We start from the raw sequence: 16723 nt of genomic DNA, 5'->3' as shown, positions 1-16723 counted from the left end.
CTGGCGTTGACTTTTGGCACGCTGTTGAGTTCTCAAGGAACGGTCGCTTCCTTTGTACTCACCCTCTCGGGCTTTCCTCCGGGCTTCCCTTCGATCTTGCGTTTCCGACTCTATCAGACCGTTTTCCGATCCGATTTCCTCGGTGCTTTCCAGGTTTCCGCTCTCGCGTTTCCCTTTCCGGCGGTTCCGACTTTATCAGAAGTTCTGAGTCGGAATTTCCACCCGGTCCGGGTGACCGGGTCCAGTCCATGAAGCACTGGGGTTCCCCGTCGGGCGGAGCCGTAAACGTACTGGAGCGGGGTCCCTCGATGCAAATCGAGGGACCCCGCTCCGGGTTGGGTCAGACCTCCACGACCACCGGGAGGATCATCGGCCTGCGCCGATACGTGTCCGAGACCCACTTGCCGAGGGTCCTGCGGATGAGTTGCTGCAGCTGGTGGGGTTCCACGACGCCGTCCTGGGCCGAGCGCTCCAGGACTTCCGAGATCTTCGGGAGGACGTCGGCGAACGCCGAGTCGTCGATGCCGGAGCCTCGGGCCTGGACATGGGGACCGCCCGTGATCTTGCCGGTGGACGAGTCGACGACGACGAAGACCGAGATGATGCCCTCGTCGCCGAGGATCTTGCGGTCCTTGAGGGCCGGTTCGCCGACGTCGCCGACGGAGAGGCCGTCGACGTACACGTAGCCCGCCTGGACCTTGCCGGAGATCTTCGCCTTGCCGGCGACGAGGTCGACGACGACACCGTCCTCGGCGATGACGATGCGGTCGTGCGGGACGCCGGTGAGGGCGCCGAGTTCGGCGTTGGCGCGCAGGTGCCGCCATTCGCCGTGGACCGGCATCAGGTTCCTCGGCCGGCAGATGTTGTAGAAGTACAGCAGCTCGCCGGCGGAGGCGTGGCCGGAGACGTGCACCTTGGCGTTGCCCTTGTGGACGACGTTGGCGCCCCAGCGGGTCAGGCCGTTGATGACGCGGTAGACCGCGTTCTCGTTCCCGGGGATGAGGGACGAGGCCAGGATGACCGTGTCGCCCTCGACGATGCGGATCTGGTGGTCGCGGTTGGCCATCCGGGACAGGGCCGCCATCGGCTCGCCCTGGGAGCCCGTGCAGACCAGGACCACCTCGTGGTCGGGCAGGTCGTCGAGCGTCTTGACGTCGACCACCAGGCCCGGCGGGACCTTGAGATAGCCGAGGTCCCTGGCGATGCCCATGTTGCGGACCATGGAGCGGCCGACGAAGGCGACCCGGCGGCCGTACTCGTGAGCCGTGTCCAGAATCTGCTGGATGCGGTGGACGTGGCTGGCGAAGCTCGCCACGATGATCCGCTTGCGGGCTCCGGCGAAGACCTGGCGCAGGACGTTGGTGATGTCGCGCTCGGGCGGGACGAAGCCCGGCACCTCGGCGTTGGTCGAGTCGGCCAGAAGGAGGTCGATGCCCTCCTCGCTCAGCCGTGCGAACGCGTGTAGATCTGTCAGCCGGTTGTCCAGCGGGAGCTGGTCCATCTTGAAGTCGCCGGTGTGGACGACCATGCCGGCGGGGGTCCGGATGGCCACGGCGAGGGCGTCCGGGATGGAGTGGTTGACGGCGATGAACTCGCAGTCGAAGGGACCGACGCGCTCACGCTGGCCCTCCGCCACTTCCAGGGTGTAGGGGCGGATCCGGTGCTCCTGGAGCTTGGCCTCGATCAGGGCGAGGGTCAGCTTGGAGCCGATCAGCGGGATGTCCGGCTTCTCGCGGAGAAGGAAGGGGACGCCGCCGATGTGGTCCTCGTGGCCGTGCGTGAGGACGATGCCCTCGACGTCGTCGAGGCGGTCCCGGATGGACGAGAAGTCCGGCAGGATCAGGTCGATTCCGGGCTGCTCCTCCTCGGGGAAGAGCACTCCGCAGTCGACGATCAGCAGGCGGCCGCCGTACTCGAAGACGGTCATGTTTCGGCCGATCTCGCCGAGGCCGCCGAGCGGGGTGACCCGCAGGGCGCCTTCGGGGAGCTTCGGCGGCGGGGCGAGTTCAGGATGCGGATGACTCAAAAGACTCTCCTCACCACGCACGCCACGTACCGGTCGGGCACGTGGCGTGCGTGACGTTCGTGCATAAGCAGTTGTCGTTGTGTGGGTGCGGGCACACCGGTGGTCCCGCTTATTCAGTTGTGAAGCCTTGCTGCGCGGACAGCCGCGCGAAGTCTGTTGTCAGATCTGTACCCCGCCAGCAGCAAGATCGATCTTGAGCTGGGCGATCTCCTCGGCCGAACATTCGACCATGGGGGCGCGCAGGGGTCCGGCGGGCAGTCCCTGGAGGGCGAGCGCGGCCTTGGTGGTCATGACGCCCTGGGTGCGGAACATGCCGGTGTACACCGGGAGCAGCTTCTGGTGGATCTCGGCGGCCTTGACGACGTCACCCGAGGTGTAGGCGTCGACGAGCGCCCGCAGGTCGGGGGTGACCAGGTGGCCCACGACCGAGACGAAGCCGACGGCGCCCACGGAGAGCAGCGGCAGGTTGAGCATGTCGTCGCCGGAGTACCAGGCCAGGCCGGACTGCGCGATGGCCCAGCTCGCGCGGCCCAGGTCGCCCTTGGCGTCCTTGTTGGCGACGATCCTCGGGTGCTCGGCGAGGCGGACGAGTGTCTCGGTGCTGATCGGGACGCCGCTGCGGCCTGGGATGTCGTAGAGCATGACGGGCAGCCCGGCGGCGTCGGCGACGGCCGTGAAGTGCCGGTACAGGCCCTCCTGCGGGGGCTTGTTGTAGTACGGCGTGACGACGAGCAGGCCGTGGGCGCCGTCGCGCTCGGCCTGGCGGGCCAGCTCGATGCTGTGGTGGGTGTCGTTGGTGCCGACGCCGGCGACGACGTGGGCGCGGTCGCCGACCGCCTCCAGTACCGCTCGTACCAGCTCCGATTTCTCCGCGTCGCTGGTGGTGGGCGACTCACCGGTGGTGCCGTTGATGATCAGGCCGTCGTTGCCTGCGTCCACCAGGTGGGTTGCGAGCCGCTGCGCGCCGTCGAGGTCGAGTGCGCCGTCCGCCGTGAAGGGCGTGACCATGGCGGTGAGGACCCGCCCGAAGGGGGTCTGCGGAGTGGAGGTCGGAGCCATGGGTTACACGCTACTCGGTGCTCACGGCGCGGTCTGCCCTTGGGGTGCGGGGAAAGTCCGGACAAATGCGGAGCCCGGCACTGCCTGCTCGGGGGTTCAAGCAGTGCCGGGTCCGTTTGATCAGGCTAGATGAACTTCACCAAATGCCGCAATACGGACACTTCAGGAGGCTGATCCGTACATCTGTGCCGAGCACGAGCAGAAGGCCGGGTTACGGCGCGACACGGCCGTTGGCGTTGAAGGCGGCGTGGGTGAGCGGCATGAGCCTGGCCCACTCCGCCTCCATCTTCTCCCCGACCATCTCGATCTCCCGCTGCGGGAAGGACGGCACCTTGGCCAGCTCGTGCTGGGTGCGCAGCCCGAGGAAGTGCATCAGCGAGCGGGCGTTGCAGGTGGCGTACATGGAGGAGAACAGCCCGACGGGGAGCACCGCACGGGCGACCTCGCGGGCGACCCCGGCGGCGAGCATCTCCTGGTAGGCCTCGTACGCCTGCCGGTAGGAGTCCTCCATGACCCGGCCGACGAGTTCCTGCTGGGTCCGGGTGCCCTCGACGAAGACGTACTTGCCGGGGCGACCCTCCTGGACGAGCTTGCGGGACTCACCCGGGGTGTAGAAGACGGGCTCGAGCTCCCGATACCGGCCCGACTCCTCGTTGTAGGACCACCCCACCCTGTGGCGCATGAACTCGCGGAAGACGAAGATCGGGGCGCTGATGAAGAAGGTCATCGAGTTGTGCTCGAAGGGGCTGCCGTGCCGGTCGCGCATCAGGTAGTTGATCAGGCCCTTGGAGCGCTCCGGGTCCTTCTTCAGCTCGTCCAGGGACTGCTCGCCGGCGGTGGAGACGCGGGCGGCCCACAGCACGTCGGAGTCGGCCGCGCTGTGCTTGACCAGTTCGACGGTGACATCGCTGCGGAAGCTGGGCTTGAGGTCGTCGGCGGGGGTGTCGGTCACGGCTCGGAGGGTCCTTCCATCACTTCTCTCGGGCGGCGCCCACTCTACGGCCCGGCACTGACATCGGGGCGTTCGGTGCCGGGGCACGACATACGGCGGCGAATTTCTGTGAATTCAGCGAAACCGGGCACCTTTGGGGGCACTCGCCCGTCTGTGTAGATGACAGACATTCTTTCGATCTCCGAGAGGAGAAGCACCACCATGCTCCGTCGGCGTGAACCCGTCCCGTTCGCCTTCCTCGCCGAAGCCGACAGGTTCCGCAGCAATGTCGCTCCCCCACCCCGTCAGCGGTCGTCCGCCGGACAGATAGCCGGGCGGTGGCTGCTCGGGCTCACTCTCGTGGCCGGGCTCGTGGGCTCCCTGGTCCTCGCCATGCCGGCGCTGTCCACGCCCTCCGACACGCAGACCCAGCAGTCACAGGCCTCCCAGGGGCACTGACTCTTCCAGCCCCCCGTGAGTGGTGAGCGGGGACATGGCCGGATAGCCTCACCGGGCACAGCCCACGCATGGATTGAGTGAGGACCAGCCGTGCCCCTGCCCTTCCTGACGGCCGACCGCACCTTTGACGCGGTACCCGACACCGCGCTGCCCTACGACGACCGGGAGCGCTGGCGGCGCCCCTACCGGCCCGGGCCGTGGCGTGTGGGCGGGGCCGCCCTGTGGCTGCTGCTCGCCTCGTTCGTGCTGTTCGCGGCGGTCGCGCTGGCCCTGACCGGTTCGCTGTCCTCCGCCGGGGCGGTTCTCGGCATCGCGCTGCTGATCATCGCCGCCGCGCTGCGGATACTGCGCGTGGGCGTGTGGGTGAGCGCGCACGGAGTGCGCCAGGTGGGTCTGCTGCACACGCGGACCGTGCCCTGGCAGCGGATCGTCTCGGTGCGTACGGCACAACAGCCGGTGCGCTGGCTGGGGCTGCCGCGCACGGTGCAGGGGCAGGCGCTGACCCTCGTACGCAAGGACCGGTCGGCGGAGGACATCGTTCCGCTGCTGACCACGCACGGGATGGACTTCGTGGGCCGCTCGTCGGCCTTCGACCTCGCGGCGGACGCGGTGGAGGCCTGGGCCTCGGAGTACGGGCGCGGCTGACGGCCACACCATGTGTCGGGGCCGGTCCGCGGTGTGCGGGCCGGCCCCTTTGTCATGCGGGTTCGTCGTGCGAGCGGCGCTCAGGCCTCCACCGACCTGCCGTCGTGGAGGGCGATGGCGCGCTGCATCGCCTTGCGGGCGCGCGGGGTGTCGCGGGCGTCGTGGTAGGCGACGGCGAGGCGGAACCAGCTGCGCCAGTCGTCGGGGGCGGCCTCGGTCTCGGCCTTGCGCTTGGCGAAGACCTCGTCGGCGGAGTCCCGGTCGATGCGGCCGCCTGGGGTGCGCTTGAGCTCGTCCACGGGCAGGCCGCCCTCGGCGTCGAGTTCGGTGGCGAGGGCGTTGGCCTTGCGGACGAACTGGGTGTTCTTCCACAGGAACCACAGGCCGATGACCGGCAGGATCAGCACCGCGACGCCGAAGGTGACGGTGAGGAGCGTGCCGGTCTGGATGAGCATCACGCCACGGCTGCCGACCAGGACGAAGTAGAAGAGCAGGACGGCGGCCGTGATGGCGTAGGAGATCTTCGCGCGCATGTCAGAGGTCTCGTATCAGCCCAGGTCGAGGAAGTTCTCCAGGCCGAAGGTCAGGCCCGGAGTGGTGACCACGCGGCGGGCGCCGAGCAGGATGCCCGGCATGAAGCTGCTGTGGTGGAGGGAGTCGTGGCGGACGGTGAGGGTCTCGCCCTCGCCGCCGAGGAGGACCTCCTGGTGGGCGAGGAGGCCGCGGAGGCGGACGGCGTGGACCGGGATGCCGTCGACGCTGGCTCCCCGGGCGCCGTCCAGTGCGGTCACCGTGGCGTCCGGGGCCGGGGCGGTGCCGGCCGCGCGGCGGGCCTCGGCGATGAGCTGAGCGGTGCGGGTGGCCGTGCCGCTCGGCGCGTCCACCTTGTTGGGGTGGTGGAGCTCGACGACCTCCACCGACTCGAAGTAGGGCGCGGCGATCTGCGCGAACTTCATGGTCAGCACGGCGCCGATGGAGAAGTTCGGGGCGATGAGCACGCCGGTCTCCGGGGACTGGGCGAGCCAGCCCGTCAGCTGCGCGAGGCGTTCGTCGGTCCAGCCCGTCGTGCCGACGACCGCGTGGATGCCGTGGCGCACGCAGAAGTCGAGGTTGCCCATGACCGAGGCGGGGGTGGTGAGTTCGACGGCGACCTGGGCGCCGGACTCGGCCAGCGCCTCCAGCTTGTCGCCCCGGCCGAGGGCGGCGACCAGCTCCATGTCCTCGGCGGCCTCGACGGCCTTGACCGCCTCGGAGCCGATCCGGCCCTGGGCGCCGAGGACCGCCACGCGCAGCTTGCTCATCTTCGTTCGTTCCTTACGGGAGGGGCCTTACCGGTGGGGTGTCAGGCGACGGCGTCGTGCAGGCGTGCGGCCTGTTTGTCCTTGAGCGGGCCGATGACCGAAAGCGAGGGGCGCTGTCCCAGGATCTCGCGGGCGACCGAGCGGACGTCGTCGGGGGTCACCGCCGCTATCCGGGCCAGCATGTCGTCGACGGACATCTGCTCGCCCCAGCACAGTTCGCTCTTGCCGATACGGTTCATCAGCGCGCCGGTGTCCTCCAGGCCGAGGACCGTGGAGCCCTGGAGCTGGCCGATGGCACGGCCGATCTCGTCGTCCGGCAGGCCGTTCTCGGCGACCTGGTCGAGTTCGTCCCGGCAGATCTTGAGCACGTCGTGGACCTGCGAGGGGCGGCAGCCGGCGTAGACGCCGAACAGGCCGCAGTCGGCGAAGCCGGAGGTGTACGAGTACACGCTGTAGGCCAGGCCGCGCTTCTCGCGGACCTCCTGGAAGAGCCGGGAGGACATGCCGCCGCCGAGGGCGGTGTTGAGCACGCCGAGCGCCCAGCGGCGGTCGTCGGTGCGGGCGAGGCCGGGCATGCCGAGGACGACGTGCGCCTGCTCGGTCTTGCGGCCGAGGAGTTCGACGCGGCCGGCGGTGCGGATCGTACGGCTGCCGTCGCGCGGGGCGATGGGGGCGGCCGCCGCCGTCTTGAAGGCGCCCGCCTTCTCGAAGGCCGCGCGGACCTGTCGTACGACCTTGTTGTGGTCGATGTTGCCGGCCGCGGCGACCACCAGGTGGGTGGGGTCGTAGTGCTTCTTGTAGAAGCGGCGGATGCGGTCGGCGGTGAGGGCGTTGACCGTGTCGACGGTGCCGAGGACCGGGCGGCCGAGGGCGTTGTCGCCGAACATGGTGTGCGCGAACAGGTCGTGCACGCAGTCGCCCGGGTCGTCCTCGGTCATGGCGATCTCTTCGAGGATGGCGCCGCGCTCGACGTTGACGTCGTCCTCAAGGATGAGCGAGCCGGTCAGCATGTCGCAGACGACGTCGATGGCGAGCGGCAGGTCGGTGTCGAGCACGCGCGCGTAGTAGCACGTGTACTCCTTCGCCGTGAACGCGTTCATCTCGCCGCCGACCGCGTCGATGGCGGAGGAGATGTCCAGGGCGGAGCGGCGCGTGGTGCCCTTGAAGAGCAGGTGCTCCAGGTAGTGGGTGGCGCCGTTCAGGGCGGGGGTCTCGTCGCGGGAGCCGACGTGGGCCCAGATGCCGAAGGTCGCGGAGCGGACCGAGGGCAGGGTCTCGGTGACGATGCGCAGGCCCCCGGGGAGGGTGGTCTTGCGGACCGTGCCGATGCCGTTCTCGCCCTTGATCAGGGTTTGGGTACGGGCGACGGCCCGCGCCTCCGAGGAGGTGCGGGCCGTCGCCGTGGAGCTGCTCGACGTCACTTGTCGGTGTCGTCCTTCGCGTCCTCGTCGGAACCTTCCTCGCCCTCGATCACGGGGATGAGGGAGAGCTTGCCGCGGGAGTCGATCTCGGCGATCTCGACCTGGACCTTCTGGCCCACACCGAGGACGTCCTCGACGTTCTCCACGCGCTTGCCGCCGGCCAGCTTGCGGATCTGCGAGATGTGCAGCAGACCGTCCTTGCCGGGCAGCAGGGAGACGAACGCACCGAAGGTGGTCGTCTTCACGACCGTGCCCAGGTAGCGCTCGCCGACCTCGGGCATCGTCGGGTTGGCGATGCCGTTGATGGTCGTACGGGCGGCCTCGGCGGACGGGCCGTCGGCGGCACCGATGTAGATGGTGCCGTCGTCCTCGATGGTGATCTCGGCGCCGGTGTCCTCCTGGATCTGGTTGATCATCTTGCCCTTGGGGCCGATGACCTCGCCGATCTTGTCCACGGGGATCTTGACGGTGATGATCCGCGGGGCGTTCGGGGACATCTCGTCCGGCTTGTCGATCGCTTCCATCATCACGTCGAGGATGTGGAGGCGGGCGTCCCGGGCCTGCTTCAGCGCGGCGGCCAGGACGGAGGCCGGGATGCCGTCCAGCTTGGTGTCGAGCTGGAGGGCGGTCACGAACTCCTTGGTGCCGGCGACCTTGAAGTCCATGTCGCCGAAGGCGTCCTCCGCACCGAGGATGTCGGTGAGGGTGACGTAGTGCGTCTCGCCGTCGATGTCCTGGGAGATCAGGCCCATGGCGATACCGGCGACGGGGGCCTTCAGCGGCACACCGGCGTTCAGCAGCGACATGGTGGAGGCGCAGACCGAGCCCATGGACGTCGAGCCGTTGGAGCTCAGCGCCTCGGAGACCTGGCGGATCGCGTAGGGGAACTCCTCGCGCGTCGGCAGGACCGGCACGAGGGCGCGCTCGGCGAGGGCGCCGTGGCCGATCTCGCGGCGCTTCGGGGAGCCGACGCGGCCGGTCTCGCCGGTGGAGTACGGCGGGAAGTTGTAGTTGTGCATGTAGCGCTTGCGGGTCACCGGGGAGAGGGTGTCCAGCTGCTGCTCCATCCGGAGCATGTTGAGGGTGGTGACGCCCAGGATCTGGGTCTCGCCACGCTCGAACACCGCGGAACCGTGCACCCGCGGGATGGCCTCGACCTCGGCGGCGAGCGTACGGATGTCCGTGACACCGCGGCCGTCGATGCGCTTCTTCTCCTTGATCACGCGCTCGCGGACCAGCTGCTTGGTGAGCGAGCGGTACGCGGCGGAGATCTCCTTCTCGCGGCCCTCGAACTCCGGGAGCAGCTTCTCGGCGGCCAGACCCTTGACGCGGTCCAGCTCGGCCTCGCGCTCCTGCTTGCCCGCGATGGTCAGCGCGGAGGCCAGCTCCGGGCGGACGGCGGCGGACAGCGCCTCCAGGACGTCGTCCTGGTAGTCGAGGAAGATCGGGAACTCGCCGGTCGGCTTGGCGGCCTTCGCGGCGAGGTCGGCCTGCGCCTTGCAGAGGACCTTGATGAAGGGCTTCGCGGCCTCCAGACCGGCGGCGACGACCTCCTCGGTGGGCGCCTCGGCGCCGCCCTTGACCAGCTGGATGGTCTTGTCGGTGGCCTCGGCCTCGACCATCATGATCGCGACGTCGCCGTCCTCCAGGGCGCGACCGGCGACCACCATGTCGAAGACGGCGTCCTCGAGCTCGGAGTGCGTCGGGAAGGCGACCCACTGGCCGTTGATCAGCGCGACGCGGACGCCGCCGATCGGGCCGGAGAAGGGCAGGCCGGCCAGCTGGGTGGACGCGGACGCGGCGTTGATCGCGACGACGTCGTACAGGTGGTCGGGGTTGAGCGCCATGATGGTGGCGACGACCTGGATCTCGTTGCGCAGGCCCTTCTTGAAGGACGGGCGCAGCGGGCGGTCGATCAGACGGCAGGTGAGGATCGCGTCCTCGCTCGGCCGGCCCTCACGGCGGAAGAAGGAACCCGGGATCTTGCCGGCGGCGTACATCCGCTCCTCGACGTCCACCGTGAGGGGGAAGAAGTCGAGCTGGTCCTTGGGGTTCTTGGAGGCGGTGGTGGCCGACAGCACCATGGTGTCGTCGTCCAGGTACGCCACGGCGGAGCCGGCGGCCTGCTTGGCCAGGCGGCCCGTCTCGAAGCGGATGGTGCGGGTGCCGAAGGCGCCGTTGTCGATGACGGCCTCGGCGTAGTGGGTCTCGTTCTCCACTAGCGTTTTCTCCGTTACTTTCGTCTGCGTTACGTCTTTTGTCCTGGTCTGCCCGTATGGCAGGAGGACGGGTGCGGAGAAGCGCGCCGTGCTGTGCGGGCCGGTCTTCGATCGAAGCACCCGGGGCTCGCTTCCCCCCGGGGGCCACTACCGAGGACCGGCGGCGGCTTGGGTGCGCTTCTCCTTGTGTCGTGCGTATTGCGTTGTGCTACCACACTACAAAGCGTGAGTGACACTCCGCACGTTTCCGCACGTACGGCAAAGGGAGCGGTCCCGGGTTTCTCCGGGAACCGCTCCCTTCACGGCGTCTTACTTGGCGCCCGCCGCACCACGGCGGATGCCCAGGCGGTCGACCAGCGTACGGAAGCGCTGGATGTCCTTCTTCGCCAGGTACTGCAGGAGGCGACGGCGCTGACCGACCAGGATCAGCAGACCACGGCGGGAGTGGTGGTCGTGCTTGTGGGTCTTGAGGTGCTCCGTCAGGTCCGAGATCCGGCGCGAGAGCATGGCGACCTGGACCTCGGGAGAGCCGGTGTCACCCTCCTTGGTACCGAACTCCGAGATGATCTGCTTCTTCGTGGCGGCGTCGAGCGACACGCGTACTCCTCAGGCTGTGAGTGGCCACCGAGCGCCCCCGGTCTTCATCGCGGGGAAGCTTCCACTACTCGGGTGGCGAGGTCCGCTGGGCGCTGCCTCCGGGGTCCGCTGGGGATTCCGGAGGTGCGTACACAAACGGCCGTCGTCCAGGGTACCAGTGCCGGTGGGCGGCTCCGACCGGGGATCCACAAGCCCGACGAGCCGATACGACCGCCAGTAGTGTGACCGTCACAGCATACGTACGTCGGGAAGGGGTCGCTGCGGGATGAGCGAGACGGCTGAGGAGATGAAGGCGCGCAAGGAGCGGGAACGGGACGAGCTCTACGCGCTCGACATCTCGGGCGTCGAGTGGCACTGCGCGCCCGGTACCGAGCAGGACGAGGAGCGGGTCGAGATCGCCTACCTGCCGGAGGGGGCGGTGGCCATGCGGTCGTCCCTCGACCCGGACACCGTGCTGCGGTACACGGAGGCGGAGTGGACGGCCTTCGTGCTGGGCGCACGGGACGGCGAGTTCGACCTGGAGCCGAACGAGCGCAACGGGGGCCTCGCCGCCCAGTAGACGGCGGACAGGCGCGTTGACGGACGGGGACGCAGGGCGGGCACGCGCGGGTGCCGCCTCGGCCGGGTCAGGCCCATGAGCCGACTGCGGGTTCAGCCGTTCCCGGCGCTGCCGATGCCATGGCGACGATCCGGTTCTCCGGCCCGTGTTGGTCACGTAGGCCTCGCGGGCGGAGGGTCTCCGCGCGCTCCACGCCTTCTTGCCCCTGGCCAGGATCGTGCCGGTGGCCCGGGTGCCGGGCGCGTGGCGCAGGCTGGGGCGCTCTCCTTGGGGAGGCCCTCCTCGTAGTGGTCTGCCGTATCTCGTCCGCGGCTGGCGCGGTGGCCGGCGCGGACTGGGTGTGGATGGATGGAGGCGGGCCGAAGGTCGCGCCGAACGTTGCCTCCCTTCTCTGCCGTGCGCTACGCGTACGGCAGAACTTCCGGGAAGGCCCCGGCGTTTGCCTGTGCTCACCTCGCACTCCCCCGCCCCTCGTTGCATTCGCGCGCAATGCCCCGTTTTTTGGGACCAGTTCGTCGGTGCTCACGCGAACACGCGCCCACCCTGCCCCCGCCCCCACGGCGGACTCGACGCCCGAACTGACGTTTCTTGCCCGCTTTGTTCACGGATTGTTCGGCAAGAGGACGGCTGTGCACACCACTTCCGGGCACCGTGTGACCAGGTGGGCGTCCGTAGAGAGACGGACGGGCCTGCCGAGGTACGGCTCGTGGTGATTAGGCTGGGAGGGGGCGCGACGTCAGGACCGTGAACACGGCGTCGGTGCTCCCGGGGGGAGAGCCGGTGGATCGGACTACCTCACACGAATACGGATGCTGAGAACGACACGACACGGTCGTCGCGCCGGCACGGCATGAGGGTGCTCGACCACATCAGGAGGAACTGTGAGCAGCGATCGGGACGGGACGCGCGGGGGCTGGGCCACACCCGGCGATGACCAGCCCGACGCCGAGTCCCTCAACGAGATGACGGGCGAGTTCACCATCGACTACGCCCCGCCCGCCTGGTACACGCAGAACGCGGCCGAAGGTTCCGGTGGGCCGGGGGCGGACGCGGCGGGTTCCGGCGGCGGGACCGGCGCGGTCGGCGGTGGACCGGGGGCGGGTGCGGGCTCGGGGGCGGGTGCCGGGGCGGCTGCGCCTGGTTCCGGTACGACTCCTGCCGGTCATCCTCGTTCACCGTTCCCGCCGGGTGCGCCGATCCCCGGGTTGACGCCTCCTCCGCATGCCCAGCAGGGGGGTGGGGCGCCGGGACCGTTCTCTCCGCCGCCGACCTCGACGCCGGGGGCGCCGTTCACCCCGCCGGCCGCGTCAACTCCCGGGGCGCCGTTCACTCCTGCGCCCACGTCAACGCCGGGCGCACCCTTCACCCCGCCGCCTACGACGACGCCCGGAGCGCCGTTCACGCCTCCGGCCGCCGCCGCGCCGAGTCCGCCCTTCACTCCGCCGGCGCCCGCACCGGTGGCACCACCGGCACCGGTCGCTCCGCCGGCGCCGGTCGTTGAGCCCGCCGCGCCCGTCGCCGGTCCGACCGCCGTGCCCAAGCTGCCGGTCGGTTTCGAGCCGCAGCGGCCTGCCGCCGAGGAGCAGGCAGCCGAGCCCGCGCCGGACCTGGAGCCGGAGACGAACCTGGAGCCGGAGCCGGAGCCGGACAACGGTGATCTGGAGAGCGGGGCGACGATGCGGTTCTCCGCCGTCGCGCTGAAGCGTGAGATGGCCGAGGCCGCCGAGCGGGGTCGTGCCGAGGAGGAGGAAGCCGACGTCGTCGTGCCCCCGGCGGACGCCGAGGTGGAGGAGGCGGCGGAGGCCCCCGAGCCGGTCGGGTCCGCCGAGGTGGCCGACTCGGTCGACGTCACCGGCGACGTCATCGACTCCGAGGACGAGCAGGCCGCAGGGGACGGCGACGAGGAGGTCTCCCTCGACGCCACCGACACGGCGGACGAGCCCGCGGCGGCCGACGAGGACGACAACCCCGACACCGCCGACACCGCCGAAGAGGACGAGCACCAGGACGCGGTCGTCGACGGCCAGGAGGAGGACGGCTCCGACGACGAGCCGGACGCCGCGACCGACGACGCCGTTGCCCCCGTAGCCGCCGAGGCCAGCGCGGAGCCCGAGGACGCGCCCCCCGCGCCCCAGGACGCCGTACCCGCCGCTCCCGCGCCGCAGGACGCGCCGCAGGACGCGCCGCCGGCTCCCGAGGACATCGTGGTGACCCCCTGGGCCGCACCGCCGGCGCCGCCCGCGGTGGTGCCGCCGTTGCCGCCGTCGTACCAGCCCGCGGCCCCCGCGCCCGCCGCCCAGTGGCCGGCCCAGCCGACGGTGGCGCCCGAGCCGCAGCCGGGGCCGCCGCAGCCCCAGCCGATCAGCGCGCAGGGGCCCGCGGGCGTGCCCGAGCCGCCGCAGCCGTTCCAGCCGCAGGCTCCGCGGCCCGCCCCGGCCGCCTGGCACCAGCCCGCGCCCCCGCAGCCGGGCCAGCCGTACGCGCCGCAGCAGCCGCAGCCGCCGGCCCCGCAGCCCCCCGCTCCCGACGCGCAGGGCGGTTACGGCTTCCCGCAGCCGGGCGCCCCCGTCCCGCCGCAGGCACCGGGCGGCTACGGCTACCCCGGCGCCCCCGTACCCCAGGCACCCGCGCCGACCGGCTACGGCTTCCCGCAGCCGACCGCGCAGCCCCCCGTGCCCCCGGCCCCGCCCGGCGGCTACGGCTTCCCGCAGGCAGCGCAAGCACCGCAGGCGCCGCAACCGCCCCAGCAGACGCAGCAGCCGCAGGCCCCCCAGGACCCGCGCGCCGCCCAGCCCGCTCCGGCCCCTCGGCCCGAGTACGAGGCCCAGGTACCTCAGACGCCTCAGGTACCTCAGACGCCCCCGGCCCCCCAGCCTCCGGTCGACCCCCGTGCCGGTGCGGCCTGGCCGCAGCCCATCCAGCACGACCAGCGGCAGATGACCAACCCCGGTGCCGCGCCGCTCGGTTACACCGCTGCCGTGGAGCTGTCGTCCGACCGGCTGCTCAACAACAAGAAGCAGAAGGCCAAGAGCGGCCGGCCCACCGCCGCGTCGTCCCGGTTCAAGATCGGCGGTAAGAAGGAGGAGGCCGAGCGGCAGCGCAAACTGGAGCTGATCCGCACGCCCGTGCTGTCCTGCTACCGGATAGCGGTGATCAGCCTCAAGGGCGGGGTCGGCAAGACCACCACGACCACCGCACTCGGCTCGACCCTCGCCACCGAGCGGCAGGACAAGATCCTCGCCATCGACGCCAACCCGGACGCCGGCACCCTCGGCCGCCGGGTGCGCCGGGAGACCGGGGCCACCATCCGTGACCTGGTCCAGGCGATCCCGTACCTCAACTCCTACATGGACATCCGGCGCTTCACCTCGCAGGCCTCGTCCGGCCTGGAGATCATCGCCAACGACGTCGACCCGGCGGTCTCGACCACGTTCAACGACGAGGACTACCGGCGCGCGATCGACGTGCTCGGCAGGCAGTACCCGATCATCCTCACCGACTCCGGCACCGGTCTGCTCTACAGCGCCATGCGCGGGGTGCTCGACCTCGCCGACCAGCTGATCATCATCTCGACGCCGTCGGTGGACGGCGCGAGCAGTGCCAGTACGACCCTGGACTGGCTGTCCGCGCACGGCTACGCCGACCTGGTGTCGCGCTCCCTCACGGTCATCTCCGGGGTGCGCGAGACCGGCAAGATGATCAAGGTCGAGGACATCGTGTCGCACTTCGAGACGCGTTGCCGGGGTGTCGTGGTCGTCCCCTTCGACGAGCACCTGTCCGCCGGTGCCGAGGTGGACCTCGACATGATGCGGCCGAAGGTGCGCGAGGCGTACTTCAACCTCGCCGCGATGGTCGCCGAGGACTTCGTACGTCATCAGCAGATGCACGGCCTGTGGACCAGCGACGGCAACCCGCCGCCGGTGGCCGCCCCGCCGATGCCCGGCCAGCCCTTCCCCGGTCAGCCCGGCCCGCAGCAGTACGCGCCGGGTCAGCCGCAGCAGCCGTACGCGCCCGGACAGCCGTATCCGCAGCAGCAGCCGCCGCAGCCCTACCCGCCGCAGCAGGAGTTCTACGGCCAGCCCCAGCCCCCCGCCGCCCAGCCGCCCTATCCGCCGCAGCAGCCCCCGCAGGGACAGCCGTATCCCCCGCAGCCGCAGCCGCAGCCGCAGCCGCAGCCGGGATACGGCTACCCGCAGGCCGGTGCCCAGCCGCCCGTCGCTCCCCCGACCCCGCCGCCCGGCGGCTACGGCTTCCCGCAGCCGGGCCAGCCCGGTCACCCCGGCCAGCCCGGCGGTCAGCCCATGCCGCCGGCGCCCGAGCAGGCGGCGGCCCCGCAGCCGCCCCAGCAGCCGCAGCCCCCGCAGGGACCGCCCCCGCAGCCCCCGCAGCCCCCGCAGCCCCCGCAGCAGTAGCCGAAACGCCGAAGGGCGGCCGGTGCGTCAGCGCACCGGCCGCCCTTCGGCGTAGGGACCCGGAGGTCAGGCGTCCTCGGCCGCCACCAGTTCACGGCAGCGCTTGACGTCCTCGGCCATCTGCTCCAGCAGGGCGTCGAGGGAGTCGAACTTGGCCTGGCCGCGGACGTAGGCCAGGAAGTCGACGGCGACGTGCAGGCCGTACAGGTCGAGGCCGACGCGGTCGATGGCGTACGCCTCCACCGTGCGCTCGGTGCCGTCGAACTGCGGGTTGGTGCCGACGGAGATCGCGGCGGGCATGATCTCGCCCTGCGCGTGCAGGTATCCGGCGTAGACGCCGTCGGCGGGGATCGCGGTGTGCGGGAGGGTCTCCACGTTGGCGGTGGGGAAGCCCAGCTCACGGCCGCGCTGGGCGCCGCGCACGACCACGCCCTCCACCCGGTGCGGGCGGCCCAGGATCTCGCGGGCGCCCGCGAGATCGCCCTCGGCGACCAGGCGCCGGGTCAGGGTGGAGGAGAACGGCTCGCCGCCGCCCGCCTCGCCGCGCACGAACAGGTCGACGACCTCGACCTCGAAGTCGTACACCTTGCCCTGCTCGATCAGGAACTCCACGTTGCCCGCGGCCTTGTGGCCGAAGCGGAAGTTGGGGCCCTCGACGACCGCCTTGGCGTGCAGCTTGTCGACCAGGACCTTCACCACGAAGTCGGCGGCCGACAGCTTCGAGAACTCGGTGGTGAAGGGCAGGATCAGCACCGCGTCCACGCCCAGGTCCGCCATCAGTTCGGCGCGGGTGTGGTGCGGCGCGAGCAGCGGCGGGTGGCTGCCGGGGCGGACGACCTCGCTGGGGTGCGGGTCGAAGGTGACGACGACGGCCGGGATGCCCAGCTGACGGGCGCGGTCCACGGCATGCCGGATGATCAGCTGGTGACCGCGGTGCACCCCGTCATAGGAACCGATGGTGACGACGCTGCGCCCCCAGTCCTCGGGGATGTCCTCCAAGCCACGCCAGCGCTGCACTGTGTCCGCTCCTCGAACCTGTGTCCGTTGTCCCTCTTACGCAGGTCTAAGGGTGCCATGTTTGGCGCACTCGGCTC

At 70.6% G+C, this 16723-nt stretch carries 14 protein-coding genes; 5 read left to right on the top strand and 9 right to left on the bottom strand.

Features of this window, described 5'->3' with window-relative positions; all coding sequences use genetic code 11:
- Positions 1 to 252 (top strand): hypothetical protein (locus tag ACIPSJ_RS15955; RefSeq protein WP_401346187.1); only part of this gene is annotated, 252 nt, incomplete at its 5' end.
- Positions 253 to 340: 88 nt separating this feature from the next.
- Here ACIPSJ_RS15955 and ACIPSJ_RS15950 read toward each other — a convergent pair.
- The 3 genes from ACIPSJ_RS15950 to thyX form a co-directional block, all read right to left on the bottom strand.
- Positions 341 to 2026 (bottom strand): ribonuclease J, encoded by a 1686-nt coding sequence (locus ACIPSJ_RS15950; RefSeq protein WP_359216185.1) that lies wholly within the window; start codon positions 2024 to 2026, stop codon positions 341 to 343.
- A gap of 159 nt (positions 2027 to 2185) precedes the next feature.
- On the bottom strand, positions 2186 to 3085 hold the full coding sequence (gene dapA / locus ACIPSJ_RS15945; protein ID WP_355729595.1) for a 4-hydroxy-tetrahydrodipicolinate synthase: 900 nt from the start codon (positions 3083 to 3085) through the stop codon (positions 2186 to 2188).
- Between the two features lie 211 nt (positions 3086 to 3296).
- Complete coding sequence (gene thyX / locus ACIPSJ_RS15940) at positions 3297 to 4037, bottom strand: FAD-dependent thymidylate synthase (protein WP_355729594.1); 741 nt, start codon at positions 4035 to 4037, stop codon at positions 3297 to 3299.
- Between the two features lie 201 nt (positions 4038 to 4238).
- Here thyX and ACIPSJ_RS15935 point away from each other — a divergent pair, with 201 nt between their 5' ends.
- Together ACIPSJ_RS15935 and ACIPSJ_RS15930 are read left to right on the top strand one after the other, a co-directional pair.
- Complete coding sequence (locus ACIPSJ_RS15935) at positions 4239 to 4475, top strand: hypothetical protein (protein WP_359216182.1); 237 nt, start codon at positions 4239 to 4241, stop codon at positions 4473 to 4475.
- Positions 4476 to 4565: 90 nt separating this feature from the next.
- Positions 4566 to 5120 carry a hypothetical protein gene (locus ACIPSJ_RS15930; RefSeq protein WP_401346184.1) on the top strand — a complete coding sequence of 185 codons (555 nt, stop codon included), beginning with the start codon at positions 4566 to 4568 and terminating at the stop codon, positions 5118 to 5120.
- 80 nt (positions 5121 to 5200) lie between these two features.
- On the opposite strand, the gene ACIPSJ_RS15925 is transcribed toward ACIPSJ_RS15930, so the two are convergent.
- The 5 genes from ACIPSJ_RS15925 to rpsO form a co-directional block, all read right to left on the bottom strand.
- On the bottom strand, positions 5201 to 5653 hold the full coding sequence (locus tag ACIPSJ_RS15925) for a hypothetical protein (RefSeq protein ID WP_355729590.1): 453 nt from the start codon (positions 5651 to 5653) through the stop codon (positions 5201 to 5203).
- Positions 5654 to 5668: 15 nt separating this feature from the next.
- The gene (dapB, locus tag ACIPSJ_RS15920) at positions 5669 to 6421 is read right to left on the bottom strand and encodes a 4-hydroxy-tetrahydrodipicolinate reductase (protein ID WP_359216175.1); all 753 of its coding nucleotides are present in this window, start codon (positions 6419 to 6421) and stop codon (positions 5669 to 5671) included.
- Positions 6422 to 6462: 41 nt separating this feature from the next.
- Positions 6463 to 7842: a pitrilysin family protein gene (locus ACIPSJ_RS15915; protein WP_359216172.1), complete on the bottom strand. Its 1380-nt coding sequence runs from the start codon at positions 7840 to 7842 to the stop codon at positions 6463 to 6465.
- Complete coding sequence (locus ACIPSJ_RS15910; protein ID WP_355720711.1) at positions 7839 to 10061, bottom strand: polyribonucleotide nucleotidyltransferase; 2223 nt, start codon at positions 10059 to 10061, stop codon at positions 7839 to 7841. The genes ACIPSJ_RS15915 and ACIPSJ_RS15910 overlap by 4 nt, the downstream gene beginning before the upstream one ends.
- Positions 10062 to 10370: 309 nt before the next feature.
- The gene (gene rpsO, locus ACIPSJ_RS15905; RefSeq protein ID WP_033529274.1) at positions 10371 to 10658 is read right to left on the bottom strand and encodes a 30S ribosomal protein S15; all 288 of its coding nucleotides are present in this window, start codon (positions 10656 to 10658) and stop codon (positions 10371 to 10373) included.
- Between the two features lie 265 nt (positions 10659 to 10923).
- On the opposite strand from rpsO, the gene ACIPSJ_RS15900 reads away from it, so the two are divergent.
- Positions 10924 to 11217: a DUF397 domain-containing protein gene (locus tag ACIPSJ_RS15900; protein ID WP_359216168.1), complete on the top strand. Its 294-nt coding sequence runs from the start codon at positions 10924 to 10926 to the stop codon at positions 11215 to 11217.
- An 881-nt stretch (positions 11218 to 12098) separates the two neighbouring features.
- Positions 12099 to 15629, top strand: coding sequence for an SCO5717 family growth-regulating ATPase (locus ACIPSJ_RS15895; protein ID WP_401346180.1), 3531 nt, complete (start codon positions 12099 to 12101; stop codon positions 15627 to 15629).
- Between the two features lie 66 nt (positions 15630 to 15695).
- Here the strand turns inward: ACIPSJ_RS15895 and ACIPSJ_RS15890 are convergent, their stop codons facing one another.
- Positions 15696 to 16646: a bifunctional riboflavin kinase/FAD synthetase gene (locus ACIPSJ_RS15890; protein WP_359216162.1), complete on the bottom strand. Its 951-nt coding sequence runs from the start codon at positions 16644 to 16646 to the stop codon at positions 15696 to 15698.
- Positions 16647 to 16723: the final 77 nt, after the last annotated feature.

Origin of the sequence: Streptomyces sp. NPDC090088 (genome assembly GCF_044747345.1) — a bacterium.
Classification (GTDB): Bacteria; Actinomycetota; Actinomycetes; order Streptomycetales; family Streptomycetaceae; genus Streptomyces.
Note: the sequence above shows the minus strand (reverse complement) of the source record. Positions and strands in the feature narration are given on the sequence as shown.